The organism is Roseateles sp. So40a, assembly GCF_048081605.1.
GTDB lineage: Bacteria > Pseudomonadota > Gammaproteobacteria > Burkholderiales > Burkholderiaceae_C > Roseateles.
In genome coordinates this window covers 5,498,897-5,512,804 of sequence record NZ_CP182288.1, presented here as the reverse complement: position 1 = coordinate 5,512,804, position 13,908 = coordinate 5,498,897, and the positions used below count along the sequence as shown (strand labels likewise).

At 70.5% G+C, this 13,908-nt stretch carries 13 protein-coding genes; 10 read left to right on the top strand and 3 right to left on the bottom strand.

All coding sequences use genetic code 11. The features are described from left to right. Positions 1 to 28: 28 nt before the first annotated feature. Positions 29 to 2,026, bottom strand: a complete 1,998-nt coding sequence (locus ACNI65_RS25105) for a cation:proton antiporter (protein ID WP_416760238.1) — start codon at positions 2,024 to 2,026, stop codon at positions 29 to 31. Between the two features lie 280 nt (positions 2,027 to 2,306). Between ACNI65_RS25105 and ACNI65_RS25100 the strand changes: the two genes are divergently transcribed. Further along, positions 2,307 to 3,578, top strand: coding sequence for a Glu/Leu/Phe/Val family dehydrogenase (locus ACNI65_RS25100; protein ID WP_416760237.1), 1,272 nt, complete (start codon positions 2,307 to 2,309; stop codon positions 3,576 to 3,578). 145 nt (positions 3,579 to 3,723) lie between these two features. Here ACNI65_RS25100 and ACNI65_RS25095 read toward each other — a convergent pair whose 3' ends face one another. Next, the gene (locus ACNI65_RS25095) at positions 3,724 to 4,473 is read right to left on the bottom strand and encodes a phosphatase PAP2 family protein (RefSeq protein WP_416760235.1); all 750 of its coding nucleotides are present in this window, start codon (positions 4,471 to 4,473) and stop codon (positions 3,724 to 3,726) included. Between the two features lie 212 nt (positions 4,474 to 4,685). Between ACNI65_RS25095 and ACNI65_RS25090 the strand changes: the two genes are divergently transcribed. The 6 genes from ACNI65_RS25090 to ACNI65_RS25065 are packed head-to-tail and all read left to right on the top strand — an operon-like array spanning position 4,686 to position 9,826. Further along, positions 4,686 to 5,348 (top strand): response regulator transcription factor, encoded by a 663-nt coding sequence (locus ACNI65_RS25090; protein WP_416760234.1) that lies wholly within the window; start codon positions 4,686 to 4,688, stop codon positions 5,346 to 5,348. Further along, positions 5,345 to 6,661, top strand: coding sequence for a sensor histidine kinase (locus ACNI65_RS25085; RefSeq protein ID WP_416760233.1), 1,317 nt, complete (start codon positions 5,345 to 5,347; stop codon positions 6,659 to 6,661). Before ACNI65_RS25090 ends, ACNI65_RS25085 begins: the two co-directional genes overlap by 4 nt. A gap of 30 nt (positions 6,662 to 6,691) precedes the next feature. Further along, positions 6,692 to 7,681: a KpsF/GutQ family sugar-phosphate isomerase gene (locus tag ACNI65_RS25080; protein ID WP_416760232.1), complete on the top strand. Its 990-nt coding sequence runs from the start codon at positions 6,692 to 6,694 to the stop codon at positions 7,679 to 7,681. A 44-nt stretch (positions 7,682 to 7,725) separates the two neighbouring features. Beyond that, the gene (locus ACNI65_RS25075) at positions 7,726 to 8,325 is read left to right on the top strand and encodes a KdsC family phosphatase (RefSeq protein ID WP_416763702.1); all 600 of its coding nucleotides are present in this window, start codon (positions 7,726 to 7,728) and stop codon (positions 8,323 to 8,325) included. Next, positions 8,325 to 9,053, top strand: coding sequence for an LPS export ABC transporter periplasmic protein LptC (lptC, locus tag ACNI65_RS25070; protein ID WP_416760231.1), 729 nt, complete (start codon positions 8,325 to 8,327; stop codon positions 9,051 to 9,053). Before ACNI65_RS25075 ends, lptC begins: the two co-directional genes overlap by 1 nt. Beyond that, positions 9,050 to 9,826 (top strand): SDR family oxidoreductase, encoded by a 777-nt coding sequence (locus ACNI65_RS25065; RefSeq protein ID WP_416760229.1) that lies wholly within the window; start codon positions 9,050 to 9,052, stop codon positions 9,824 to 9,826. Before lptC ends, ACNI65_RS25065 begins: the two co-directional genes overlap by 4 nt. An 85-nt stretch (positions 9,827 to 9,911) precedes the next feature. Here the strand turns inward: ACNI65_RS25065 and ACNI65_RS25060 are convergent, their stop codons facing one another. After that, complete coding sequence (locus ACNI65_RS25060) at positions 9,912 to 10,421, bottom strand: RNA recognition motif domain-containing protein (protein ID WP_416760228.1); 510 nt, start codon at positions 10,419 to 10,421, stop codon at positions 9,912 to 9,914. Positions 10,422 to 10,742: 321 nt separating this feature from the next. Between ACNI65_RS25060 and ACNI65_RS25055 the strand changes: the two genes are divergently transcribed. From ACNI65_RS25055 to creC, 3 genes are read left to right on the top strand one after another with little or no spacing between them, the layout of a single operon-like run. Beyond that, on the top strand, positions 10,743 to 11,666 hold the full coding sequence (locus ACNI65_RS25055) for a helical backbone metal receptor (protein ID WP_416760226.1): 924 nt from the start codon (positions 10,743 to 10,745) through the stop codon (positions 11,664 to 11,666). Between the two features lie 14 nt (positions 11,667 to 11,680). After that, on the top strand, positions 11,681 to 12,382 hold the full coding sequence (gene creB / locus ACNI65_RS25050; protein ID WP_416760224.1) for a two-component system response regulator CreB: 702 nt from the start codon (positions 11,681 to 11,683) through the stop codon (positions 12,380 to 12,382). A 6-nt stretch (positions 12,383 to 12,388) separates the two neighbouring features. Then, complete coding sequence (gene creC / locus ACNI65_RS25045) at positions 12,389 to 13,906, top strand: two-component system sensor histidine kinase CreC (RefSeq protein ID WP_416760222.1); 1,518 nt, start codon at positions 12,389 to 12,391, stop codon at positions 13,904 to 13,906. Positions 13,907 to 13,908 lie beyond the last annotated feature (2 nt).

Genomic DNA, 13,908 nt, shown 5'->3' with positions numbered 1-13,908 from the left:
GCTCCGCGGGCGAGGGGAGGAAGAGGGATCAGCCCACCAGCAGCCCGTGTTCCGCGCGCGCTAGCGCCTCGGGGGTGCCCGAGACCACCAGCGTGTCGCCGCCCTGCAGCACGAGGTCGTCGCTGGCCTCTCTGACCGCGCCGTTGGGCCGGCGCACCGACACCACGCTCACGCCCCAGGTCGCGACGCCGATGTCCGCCAGCGTGCGGCCTTCGAGGATGCTCGCCAGCGGCAGGCTGATCGACTGCAGCCGCGCCTGATCGCGCTCTTCCGCGGTGTCGTCATCCGCGCCGTGGAAATACCCGCGCAGCAGCCCGTAGCGACGGTCCCGCGCATCGCGCGCGATGCGCAGCACCCGGCGCATCGGCACACCGACCAGCGCCAGCGCGTGGCTGGCCAGCATCAGCGAGCCCTCGATCGCCTCGGGCACGACCTCGGTCGCGCCGGCGGCGCGCAGCTTCTCGAGGTCGGTGTCGTCGATCGTGCGGACCACCACCGGCACATGCGGCGCATGTCCGCGCACCTCGTGCAGCACCTTCAGCGCGGACGCCGTGTCGTGGTACGAGATGACCACCGCGCTGGCCCGCGTCAGGCCGGCCGCCATCAGGCTGGGCAGCCGCGCGGCGTCGCCGAAGACCACGCTCTTGCCGGCCGCCGCGGCCTGCCGCACGCGATCGGGATCCAGGTCCAGCGCCATGTAGGGGATGTGCTCGGCCTCCAGCAGCGTGGCCAGGTTCTGCCCGCTGCGGCCATAGCCGCAGATGATCACGTGCGCGTCGGTCTTGATCGACTTCTTGGCGATCGTCGTCAACTGCACCGACTGCAGCAGCCAGTCGCTGGCCGACAGCTTCATCACGATGCGGTTGCTGTGTTCGATGATCAGCGGCGTCATCAGCATCGACAGCACCATCGCCGCCAGCACCGGGCTCACCCACTGCGCGGCGATCAGGTTGTGCTGCGCGCCCAGCGTCAGCAGCACGAATCCGAATTCACCGGCCTGCGCCAGGTACAGGCCCGTGCGCAGGGCCACCCCGGTCGGCGCGCGGAAGAGCTTGGCCAGCCCCGCCACGAGCACGAACTTCGCCATCGTCGGCACCAGCGTCAGGATGATCACCAGCGGCCATTGATAGACCAGCGTCTGCCAGTCCAGCCGCATGCCGATGGTGATGAAGAACAGCCCGAGCAGCACGTCGTGGAAGGGCCGGATGTCCAGCTCCACCTGATGCTTGTATTCCGTCTCCGCGATCAGCATCCCGGCCACGAACGCCCCCAGCGCCAGCGACAGGCCGGCGTGCTCGGTCAGCCAGGCCAGGCCCAGCGTGACGAGCAGCAGGTTCAGCATGAAGAGCTCCTGGCTCTTGCGCCGGGCCACCAGCGTCAGCCAGCGCCGCATCACGTGCTGGCCGCCGGTCAGCAACAGCACCAGCAGCACCACGGCCTTCAGACCCGCCCAGCCCAGCGATTCGATCATCTGCGTGCCGCTGCCGCCCAGCGCCGGGATCAGCACCAGCAGCGGCACCACGGCCAGATCCTGGAACAGCAGCACGCCGATCACGCGCCGGCCATGCTCGCTCTCCAGCTCCAGCCGCTCGGCCATCAGCTTCACGACGATCGCGGTGGAGCTCATCGCCATCGCCGCGCCCAGCACCAGCGAGCCCTGCCAGCCCAGGTCCCAGGGCCAGCCCATCACGCCGAACAGCCAGCGCAGGAAGACGTTGCCCGCCATCGTGCCTCCGATGGTCACCACGACCTGCAGCAGTCCCAGCCCGAACACCATGGACCGCATGCTGTGCAGCTTGGGCAGGTTGAACTCCAGACCGATCGCGAACATCAGGAAGACGACGCCGAACTCGGCCAGGTGCTGCACCCCGGGGACGTCGCTGGCCAGCGCCAGCGCGTTGGGCCCGATCAGCACGCCCACCACCAGGTAGCCCAGGATCGGCGGCAGCTTCAGCGAACGGCAGACCACCACGCCGAGCACGGCGGCGATCAGGTAGATGAGGGTCAGGTCCAGCGCGGAAAGCATGCCGGCGATAGTACTGGCCGGCGCGTGCCGGCAGGCCGGGGCGCAGTGGGGTTTGCGCAACCGCGCGCCCGGAGCGCCCCCTCCGGAGCGAGGCGGGGCCCACGTGCGGGGGAACCCGGTCTCGCCCATCGGGGGCTTGGCTTAGGTCACGTGACAGGCGCAAACTACCCGCCTTATGCACGGGGCGCATGCCCGCATGTGCACTCGGCTTTGCCGGACGTGGCGGACGGTCAGGGCTTCGGGGTACCGTTCGCGCCACCGAAAAGTTACGGAGCATTTCATGCCCAACCTGTCTTTCGTTTCCCCCACGCGCAACAGTCCCTGGGGCACCTACCTGTCCCAGATCGACGCCGTCGAGCCCTACCTGGGCAAGCTGGCACGCTGGGTGGAAACGCTGCGCCGGCCCAAGCGCGCGCTGATCGTGGACATCCCCATCGAACTGGACAACGGCACCATCGCCCACTTCGAGGGCTATCGCGTGCAGCACTCGCTGACCCGCGGCCCCGGCAAGGGCGGCGTGCGCTACCACCCCGACGTCACGCTGGAAGAAGTGATGGCGCTGTCGGCCTGGATGACGGTCAAGAACGCCGCCGTCAACCTGCCCTACGGCGGCGCCAAGGGCGGCATCCGCCTGGACCCCAAGACGGTGTCCATGAAGGAGCTGGAGAAGATCACCCGCCGCTACACCAGCGAGATCGGCATGATCATCGGCCCCACGCAGGACATCCCCGCGCCTGACGTGAACACCAACGGCCAGATCATGGCCTGGATGATGGACACGTACTCGATGAACGTCGGCGCCACCGCCACGGGCGTCGTCACGGGCAAGCCCATCGCGCTGGGCGGCTCGCTGGGCCGCGTGGCCGCCACCGGCCGCGGCGTGTTCGTCGTCGGTCGCGAGGCGATGCGCCGTCTGAACATCAACATGGAAGGCGCCCGCGTCGCGGTGCAGGGCTTCGGCAACGTGGGCTCGGTCGCGGCCAAGATGTTCTGCGCCAACGGCGCCAAGGTCGTCGCCGTGCAGGACCACACCGGCACCATCCTGAACGAGAACGGCCTGGACATGGGCTCGCTGCTGGAACACGTCGCCCACACCGGCGGCGTCGGCGGCTTCAAGGGTGCCGACCGCATCGACAACGAGAACTTCTGGGACGTGAAGTCCGACGTGCTGATCCCGGCCGCGCTGGAAGGCCAGCTGTCGGGTGAGCGCGCCAAGCGCGTCCAGACCCGCCTGGTGCTGGAAGGCGCCAACGGCCCGACGACGCCGGACGGCGACGCCATGCTGGCGGACCGCGGCATCATCGTCGTCCCCGACGTGATCGCCAACGCGGGCGGCGTGACGGTGTCCTATTTCGAATGGGTGCAGGACTTCTCGTCCTTCTTCTGGACCGAGGACGAGATCAACGTCCGTCTGGACAAGATCCTGGTCGGCGCGTTCAAGGGCATCTGGGACACGGCCGAGCAGCACAAGATCCCGCTGCGCACGGCGGCCTTCACCGTGGCCTGCACGCGGGTGCTGGAAGCGCGCGAGGAGCGCGGCCTGTACCCCTGATCCACGGTTCGGGACACCGCGCGAAGCCCCTCGGGTTTCGTGCGGTTACCAGCCGATCAAGCACGATCGGCAAAGCACATCGGGCCCCTCGGGGCCCGATTTTCATTGGGGGTGACGGACGCCTCGCGGACGTCTCGCGGACGCCTCAGCGCGAGCGCGGGCGCATCCACGGGGACGCGACCATCGCGAGCGTCCAGCAGATCCAGGCGGTCCACATCGTGTGGCTGGGGTAATGCGCGCCGCGCGCCATCTGCGCGACGCCATACATCACGCCCAGCACGACCACCGCGCCCAGCGCCAGGCGGGCCTGCGTCGGATACGCCCGGCGCAGCATGAAGAACAGGCTGAAGAACGCGAACGCGGAGCTCGCATGGCCGGACGGGAAGCAATGACCCGGGCCGCCGTCGCGCACGCCGAAACTCCAGTGCGACACGTAATGCGCGACCCCGCCGAACTCGGCCAGGTCCCAGGGGCAACTCGTCGTGCTGCCTTGCTTGAGCAGTGGAATCACGGTCAGGCTCACCGCCGTCAGCGCCACGGCGCCCCAGCGCTCGCGCCGGGTCAGGCCGGGCCACAGCGGACGCACCGCGTTGATCAGCAGCATCACGGCCAGCCCGGTGGCCAGCCAGCGCCCGCCCTGATGCATCAGGCCGGAGGTCAGCCAGTGGTCGCGCAGCGCGAAGCCGTGCAAATCCCCGAACAGCCGCACCACGGCGAGGTCCCAGCCCGCGGCATCCCACGACAGCAAGGCCGCCAGGCCCGCCAGCGCGAGGATCCAGCCTCGGCGCAGGTCGGGCAGCGACATCGCCCCGACGGGCGACAACGCGGGCGAAAGCGTGGACGTCGACGCGGCACCGCCCCCCACCGAAAGGGTCGGCGAGAGGGAGGAGGACAAGGAAGACGTCAGCGAGGAGAGGGGGTTCGGCTTCACGACGCGCAGTGGGCGCCTTGGCGCTGAAGTCCTCCTGAAGCTAAGCTGAAGCCCGGCTGAAGCGCGCGGGCGCTTCTCACGTCCATTCACACGCCGTCCAGCGCCCGGCACGAGTCAAGGGTGCCGGTACCATCCTTCGGCTCGACGAACCGGCCCTCGGGGCCCCAAGAGATTCCATGCGACTGCTGCTGCTCGAGGACGACGAACTGCTGGGCGAGGGTCTGCGCGACTTCCTGCGCGCCGAGGGCCATCAGGTCACCTGGGCGCGGCGGCTGTCGGACGTGCTGCCCCGGCAGCACGAGGAATTCGACGCGCTGCTGGTCGACTGGCAGTTGCCCGACGGCTCCGGCCTGGATTGGCTGCGCGGCCTGCGCCAGCGCGGCGTGTCGACGCCGGCGCTGATGCTGACCGCGCGTGACCTGCTCGCCGACCGGCTGCAGGGTCTGGATGGCGGCGCCGACGACTACCTGGTCAAGCCCTTCGCGCCGGAGGAACTCGCGGCCCGGCTGCGCGCGGTCAGCCGCCGCCATGTCGGCGCCAGCAGTTCCCAGCGCCGCCATGGCGATGTCGTGCTGGACCTCGCGGCCAAGCGCGCGTCGCGCGCGGGTCATCCGGTGGAGCTCACCGCGCGCGAGTGGGCCGTGCTGGAGGCGTTGGCGCAACGCGCCGGACGGCTCTATCCCAAGCGCGACCTCGAGCTGCAGGTCCTGGGCGATGACGCCGAGGTGCTCAGCAACGCGCTCGAGGTCCACGTGTCCAGCCTGCGCCGCAAGCTCGGGCGCGAGCTCATCGAGACCGTGCGCGGACTGGGATATCGGCTCGGTCCGGAGGCCGCGTGAGTACGGCGGCTCCCGGACCGCGCCGCCCCACCATCGCCGGGCGGCTGGCGCGCCAGCTGCTGCTGATCTCCGCCTTCTGGGCGGTGCTGGCCGGCGTGAGCGTGTGGCTCGTCGTGCAGGAGGAGGTCGACGAGCTGCTCGACGAGACCCTGCAGGCGTCCTCGCAGGTGCTGGGCCAGCTGCTGCGCCAGGGCAGCGCGATGCCGGCGGAGATCGCCGACAGCGACGACCTGAGCACCCATTTCGCCTGGCAGCTCGTCAGCCCGCGCGGCGAGCTGCTGCACCGCTCGCCGCTGGCGCCGGTCAAGGCCTGGAAGCTGCCGCCCGGCTTCAGCGACTGGGTCGACGACGGCAGCGACGGCGACGACTGGCGCGTGCATGTGCGCTCGATCCCCACGCCGGCGGGCCAGTGCTGGCTGATGGTGGCGCAGACCAGCGCCGAGCGGAAGGAGGTTCGCAGCCGCGTCGGGCTGGCGAGCGCGTTGTCGGCGCTGCTGGTGGGCGGCCTGTGCATGTTGTGGATGACCAGCCGGGCGCGCGCCGAGCTCGCGCCGCTGGCTGAGCTGGCCGGCGCGGTTGCCCACTACGACCCGCTGGACACCCGCCAGCTGCTGCCCGAGCAGCATCGGCGCGAGCTGGCCGAGATCCGCGGCGCGGTGCTGGACCTGGGTCAGCGCCTGGCGCAGCGCGTGGCCAACGAGCGCGCGTTCAGCGCGCACGCCGCGCATGCGCTGAGAACGCCGTTGGCGGGCATGGACGCGCAACTCGCGATGGCCTTGCGCGAGGCGCCGCCCGAGGCGCGCGGCCGCCTGCAGCGCACGCGCGAGGCGGCGGATCGGCTGCGCCGCGTGGTCACCGCGCTGCTCACGCTGTTCCGCACCGGCATGAGCCTGCATTGGCAGCGCATCGACCTGATCGAGCTGGTCTCGCTGCTGCCGCTGCCAGACGGCCTGGCGCTGGACCTGCCCGAGGATCAGGACGGCATCGATGCCGACCCCGACCTGCTCGCCGCGGCGCTCCTCAACCTGATCGACAACGCGTTCCGGCATGGCGCGTCGCGCATCACATTGGCGCTGACGGCGCAACCTGACGGCGGCCGGCTGATCGAGCTGCGGGACAACGGTGACGGCGTGGCCGACTGGCAGCGCGTGGACCTCAATGACGCGCTGGAGCGGCAGCAGTACGAAGGCCGCATGGGACTGGGGCTCATGATGGCCGACCTGGTGGCTCGCGCGCACGGCGGCGACCTGCGTCTGCCGCCGATGGCGGCGGGCTTCTGCGTGGCGATGCGACTGGGTCCGGCGCCGGACTGAATCGACCCCGGCGGCTACACTTTCGCCCTTATGACGACTCACGCCGCCCTTACCCATTCCCGTGTGCTCGACGTCGCGCGGCAGGCCCTGCAGGTCGAGGCCGACGCGCTGCTCGCGCTCGGTCCCCGCCTGGGCGACGCCTTCGTCCAGGTCATCCACAAGATCCTGGACTGCCAGGGGCGCGTCGTCGTGATGGGCATGGGCAAGAGCGGCCATGTGGGCCGCAAGATCGCCGCCACGCTCGCCTCCACCGGCACGCCGGCCTTCTTCGTGCATCCCGGCGAGGCCAGCCATGGCGACCTGGGCATGGTCACGCCCGCGGACATCGTGCTGGCGCTGTCCAACTCCGGCGAGAGCGACGAGCTCAACGCCATCATCCCGGTGCTCAAGCGGCTGGGCGTGACGCTGATCGGCATGACCGGCGGCCTGTCATCGTCGCTGGCCCGTCACTCGGATTTCGTGCTGGACTCGCGCGTCGCGCAGGAAGCCTGCCCGTTGAACCTCGCGCCGACGGCGAGCACCACCGCGCAGATCGCGCTGGGTGACGCGCTGGCGGTGTCGCTGCTGGACGCGCGCGGCTTCCGCGCCGAGGACTTCGCGCGCTCGCATCCGGGCGGCTCGCTGGGCCGCCGGCTGCTCACGCATGTGCGCGACCTGATGCGCAGCGGCGACGCGTTGCCGCGCGTGGCCGCGGACCTGCCGCTGCTGGACATGATGCGGGTGATGTCCGACAAGGGCCTGGGCTGCGCGGTGCTGACCGACGCGGAAGGCGGCGTCGGCGGGATCTTCACCGACGGCGACCTGCGCCGCCTGATCGAGCGCGGCACCGACCTGCGCGGCCTGACCGCCGCCCAGGTGATGCATGCGAATCCGCGCACGGTCTCCGCCGACGCGCTGGCCGTCGACGCGGCCGACCTGATGGAGCAGGCGCGCATCACGCTGGTCCTGGCTGTCGACGACGCGCAGCGTCTGGTCGGCGCGATCAGCATCAACGACCTGATGCGCGCGAAGGTGATCTGATGAGCGGCACGCCTTCCTACACCCCCAGCGGCGCCGCGGCGGCCATGCCGGCCGTGGTGCGCGAACTGAAACCAGCGCTGTCCTTTCCGCCCGAACTGCTGCTGAAGGCGCAGGGGCCGGCGCTCGGCCTCAAGGCCGCGATCTTCGACGTCGACGGCGTGCTGACCGACGGCCGCATCTACCTGAGCGAAGCGGGCGAGATGATCAAGGCCTTCGCCACGCTGGACGGCCACGGCATGAAGCTGCTGGCACAGGGCGGCATCGTGCCCATCGTGATCACGGGCCGGGACTCACCGGCGGTGCGGCGCCGGGTGGCCGATCTCGGCCTGCCGCACGCCGTCTACGGCGCGAAGAACAAGCTGGCCGCGGCGCAGCCGCTGCTCGATCAACTGGGCCTGCACTGGGACGAGGTCGCCGCGATCGGCGACGACTGGCCCGACCTGCCGTTGATGGTGCGCGCCGGCTTCGCCTGTGCCCCGGCGCAGGCGCATGCCGAGGTCAAGGCCGTGGCGCACCACGTGACCGCGGCCGCCGGCGGCCACGGCGCGGCGCGCGAGTTCTGCGACCTGCTGCTGATGGCGGCCGGCCAGTACGCGCGGCTGCTGCACGGCCACCTCGAGACGCTGGACGGGAGCGGCGCCTGATGGCGGCGCTCGTTCCGCCGCCGGTCGGCGTGCGCCGCCGCGCCCAGCCCCTGCTGTGGCGCCTGCAATCGATGCTCGCGAGCTACGTGCCGCTGCTGTTGATGGCGATGCTCGCGGGCTTCACCTGGTGGCTGATCAAGAACACGCCGCAGCTCGAGGCGCCGCGCGAGAAAGCCGCGCCCAAGCATGAGCCGGACTACCGGATGAATGGCTTCGAGGTCGAGCGCTTCAGCAGCGACGGCCGGCTCACGGGTCGCATCATCGGCACCGAGATGCGCCATTACCCCGACAACGACACGCTGGAGATCGATGCGCCGCAGCTGCGGGCCTACGGCAAGCAGGGCGAGCTGCTCGTGGCCGACGCCGCGCGCGGCCTGGCCAACGGCGACGGCAGCGAGGTCCAGTTGCTGGGCGACGTGAAGGTCAAGCGCTACCCCGACGGCGACCCCGCGAAGACGCCCGATCTCGAGCTCTACGGCGAGTTCCTGCATGCCTTCGTGCCGCAGCAGCAGATCCGCTCTCACCTGCCGGCGCGGGTGGTCGGCATGGGCGGCGAGATGCAGGTCAAGAGCTTCGTCTACGACCAGCTAACCGGCCGGCTGACCTTCAGCGGCGGTGGCCGCGCGACATTCTCGTCGAGACCCGGCGCCCGCGTTCCGGCCGTCGCCAAGCCCGCCACGGCGGCCCACGCTGCCTCCACGCCCGCCGCGGCCACTCGCAAGCCATGAATCGACTCGTCTACATCACCGGTGCCTCCAGCGGCATCGGGCAGGCGCTCGCGCTCCAGTACTACCGCGAGGGCTGGCACCTCGCGCTGGTGGCGCGCCGCGTCGAGGAGCTCTCCGCCTGGGCGCAGGCCCAGCAGCTCGATCCGGCGCGCTGGCGCGTGTACCGCGCCGACGTCAGCGACATCGAGGCCATCACGGCCACCGGCCGGCAGTGCATCGCGTCGCAAGGCCTGCCCGACGTCGTCATCGCCAATGCCGGCATCAGCATCGGCATGGACACGGCGATCTACGAGGACCTGGCCGTCATGCAGCGCCTGTACGCGACCAACAACGTCGGACTGGCCGCGACCTTCCATCCCTTCGTTGCGCCGATGCGCGCGCGACGCAGCGGCACGCTGGTGGGCATCGCCAGCGTCGCGGGCATTCGCGGCTTGCCGGGACATGGCGCGTATTGCTCGAGCAAGGCCGCGGTGTTCAGCTACTGCGAGAGCCTGCGCGGCGAATGCCGGCCGGATGGGGTGAAGGTCGTGACGATCGCGCCGGGCTACGTGGACACGCCGCTCACGCGCGAGAACCGCTACAGCATGCCCTTCCTGATGCAGCCCGAAGACTTCGCGCGCAAGGCCTACGCGGCGATCGACGCGGGGGCTCGCGTGCGCTTCATTCCCTGGCAGATGGGCGTGGTCGCCCGCGCGATGCGGCTGCTGCCGGGCGCGGTCTTCGACCGGCTGCTGGCGGGTCGCCCGCGCAAGCATCGCCAGGGCGAGAGCTGATCGGCTCCCACCGCGACACCAACGAAAAAGGCGCTCCGAGGAGCGCCTTTCTTCATTGCGAGGCGGGGATCAACCCCGCCGTGGCTCAGTAGCCGCCGCGACCGCCGCCGTAGCTGCCGCCACCGCCGCCGCCGTAGCCACCACCGCCGCCGCCACCGTAGCCGCCGCCGCCGCTACGGCCACCGCCGTAACCGCCGCCGCCACCGCTACGGCCGCCGCCGCCGCCGTAACCACCGCCGCCGCCGCCACCACCGTAGCCGCCGCCGCCGCTACGGCCACCGCCGTAACCGCCGCCGCCACCGCTACGGCCGCCGCCGCCGAAACCACCACCGCCGCCCGGACGGTCTTCACGCGGACGAGCCACGTTCACGACGATCGCGCGGCCCTCGAGGGGCTGACCGTTCATGCCGTCGATGGCGGCTTGCGCCTCCGCGTCGGTAGACATTTCCACAAAGCCGAAGCCCTTGGAACGGCCGGTCTCGCGGTCCATCATCACCTTGGCGGAGATGACCGTACCGAATTGCGAGAACGACTCCTGAAGCGACTCATCTCGCACGCTGTAAGCGAGGTTGCCCACGTATAGCTTGTTTCCCATGGGGGAAGCCCTTTCAAAACCAAATAACCCAATGTGCTGCTTCAACCCATCGTGAACCACTCATACGAAGGCGCTGCATTCAGGCGATCCGATTATGTGTGACAGGATTGGCGGTTCGCAACGCGTCAAGCCGGTTGTTGTTTTTCAGCTTATGCGAGCAAACCCGGAGCAGTGTCGGAGGCGTTCAACAATCCGCACCTCCGGCTTGCCGACGGGGCAAAACGGACTCCCGACACCCGCCGCCCGCGCTCAGTGTTTTCCACTATGCGGGTGAACCCTCCTGAAAATCGCCCTTTTGTGTTGCCAAACGCCCAATTCCCCATGAATGAAGCGGGCTCCGTCAAGTCTGGCGAGCTGCGCATCGTATCGCTCGTGCCCTCGGTGACGGAGTTGCTGTTCGCCCTCGGACTGGGCCCCTGGGTCGTCGGACGCACCGGTTTTTGCATTCATCCCGCGCCGGCGGTATCAGCAATATCAAAGATAGGCGGAACGAAGGATGTGAACCTCCCCAAGGTGAGGGCCCTGGCCCCCTCGCATGTGGTGGTCAACATCGATGAGAACCGGCGCGACACCGTCGACGCCCTGCGCGAATTCCTACCCGAAGTGGTGGTGACCCACCCCTGCACGCCGGCCGACAACCTGTCGCTCTTTCAACAGATCGTCGACATGGTGGCGAAATTTGCCGCCGGTTCGGGGGTCAGGTCTGAACCCATCCCCGCCCCTATCGCCCCTTTGGGGGATTCCTCGAATTCCCCTTCGACCGCCCCGTCCGCGCTGCCGTCTGTCCCCGATCTCTGTGACCGCGCCGAAGCGCTCGCCGACGAACTTCGCGCCGCACTCGCCGCCTGCGAGGACTTCCGCGCACGCCTCGCTCCGTCCGCCTCCGCGCCGCGAGCGCTCTACCTGATCTGGCGCGACCCCTGGATGACCATCGCGCGCGACACCTACATCTCGCGCATGCTGGCCGAGGTCGGCTGGATGAGCTGGCCGCCGGTCGAGGGCGGCCCGCACGGCGCGGCGCGATATCCCGTGCTGACCGGCGACGAGCCCTGGCTCGCCGACATCGACGAGCTGCTGCTGAGCTCGGAGCCCTACCGCTTCGGACCCGAGCATCTGGCCCAGGCCCAGGCGCTGTGCCCCAACGCCCGGGTGAGGCTCGTCGACGGCGAGCTGATCAGCTGGTACGGGCCGCGCGCCGCAGCGGGCCTGCGTTACCTGCGCGGACTGGCCCAAGCTCCGCGATGATCGCGCCCATGACGATGACTGTTTCCCCTCGCGGCCCGGCCGCGGCCGTGCTGCTGCTCGAGGACGACCCCGCCATCGCCCAGACCGTGGGGTTCGTGCTCGAGCGCGAGGGGTACCGGGTGCGCGTCTGCGGCTGGCTGCACGAGGCCCGCGCCGCGCTCGCCGAGACCGCGCCGGACCTGGCGATCCTGGACGTCGGGCTGCCCGACGGCAACGGCCTGGACCTGTGCCGCGAGCTGCGCCAGGGTCCGCACGCCCGGCTGCCGGTATTGATGCTCAGCGCGCGCGGCGAGGAAGCCGACAAGGTGCTGGGCCTGGAGCTGGGCGCCGACGACTACCTGGCCAAGCCGTTCAGCAACCGCGAGCTGGTGGCGCGCGTGCGGGCGCTGCTGCGCCGCGCGCAGGTGTCGGCCGAGCCCCCGGCGCCGGCGGTCGCCGGTTTCGTCGTCGAGGCCGAGGGCTCGCGCGTGCGCTTCCATGGCGAGCTGCTGCCGCTGACCCGGCGCGAACTCGGCCTGCTGCTGCGCCTGCTGAAGGCACCCGGGCGCATCCACAGCCGCGACAGCCTGCTGGACGCCGTCTGGGGCATGGACGCCGACAGCAGCGACCGCACCGTGGACACGCACATCAAGACGCTGCGCGCCAAGCTGCGCCAGGTGCGCCCCGAGCTCGATCCCATCCGCACGCATCGCGGCATGGGCTACTCGCTGGAGTAAGCGCGCATGCGCCTGGGCCTGCGGCTGTTCCTCGGCTTCTTCCTCGTGGCCGGGCTGAGCGCCTTCATCCTGCTGCGGGTCGTGCTGGGCGAGTTCAAGCCCAGCGTGCGCGAGGTGATGGAGGACATGATGGTCGACACGGCCAACCTGGTGGCCGCGCTCGCGCGCGACGAGCTGCAGGCGATGCCGCCCGGCGGCACACTCGTGGGCACGCCCTTCGCGCGCCGCGTCAAGGAGTACGCCGAGCGCCCGATCAACGCGCGCATCCTCAGCGCGAGCAAGCGCACGCTGGACTTCCGCATCTACGTGACGGACGCCAATGGCCGGGTCGTGCTCGACACCAGCCCCTCGCCGGCGGTGGGCCAGGACTATTCGGGCTGGAATGACGTCGCGCGCACGCTGCGCGGCGAATACGGGGCGCGCACCTCGCCGGAACAGCTCACGCCCTACGGCAACGCGGGCGACCTGGGCAACGGCAAGGACGCGCAAGGCAGTCCGATCATGTATGTGGCCGCGCCGGTGCGCGCCGACGGCCGCACCATCGGCGTGGTCACGGTCGCCAAGCCGGCGGCCGCGGTGCAGCAGATCATCTACCGCGCCGAGCGCCGCATCTGGATCGCGGGGCTGTCGCTGCTGGCGGTGTCGCTGGCGGTCGGCGTGGCGGTGACGGCCTGGATGATCACGACGGTGCGACGCCTGCGCGGTTATGCGCAGGACGTGCAGCTCGGCGAGCGGCGCCCCCCGCCCAAGGTCCCCGGCGAGCTCGGCGACTTGGCGCAGGCGATGGACGCGATGCGAGAGCGGCTCGACGGCCGCGAGCGCCTCGAGCACATGGCCCGGGCGCTGACGCATGAGCTCAAGAGCCCGCTGGCGGCGCTGCGCGGTGCCGGCGAGCTGCTGCAGGATGACCTCGGTGCGGCAGATCGCCAGCGCTTCGCCGCGCAGGTCGTGTCGCAGAGCGAGCGCATGACCGAGCTGGTCGACCGCCTGCTCGCGCTGTCGACGCTGGAGTTGCGGCGCGGGCCCGAACACCCGCGCCGGGTGGGCCTGGTCGACGCGGCCGACGAGGTGATCGCGCAACTGGGCGACCGGCTCGAGCAGCAGTCGCTGCGCGTGCGATGGCTGCGGCGCGAGGACGTCACGCTGCAGGCCGATGCCGAGATGCTCGCGCTGGCCATCAGCAACCTGCTGACCAACGCGATCGACTTCGCACCGGCGGGCTCCGAGCTCCATCTGTCCGTCGGCGTGGAGGCCGACGCCGACGCTGGCGCTGGCATCGCTTTCCTGGAACTGCGCGACCACGGACCCGGCGTGCCCGCCGCGGCCTTCACGCAGCTGGGCGAGCGTTTCTTCTCGACCGCGCGCCCGGGCAGCCTGCGCAAGGGCTCGGGCCTGGGACTGGCGATCGTGCGCCAGATCGCGGGCCTGCATCGCGGCGAACTCCGCTTCTCGCCGGCCGAGCCCGGCCTGCGCGTGCGCCTCGTCTTCCCGCACTTCACCGTCGCCACACAAACTTCGTCCTGAGC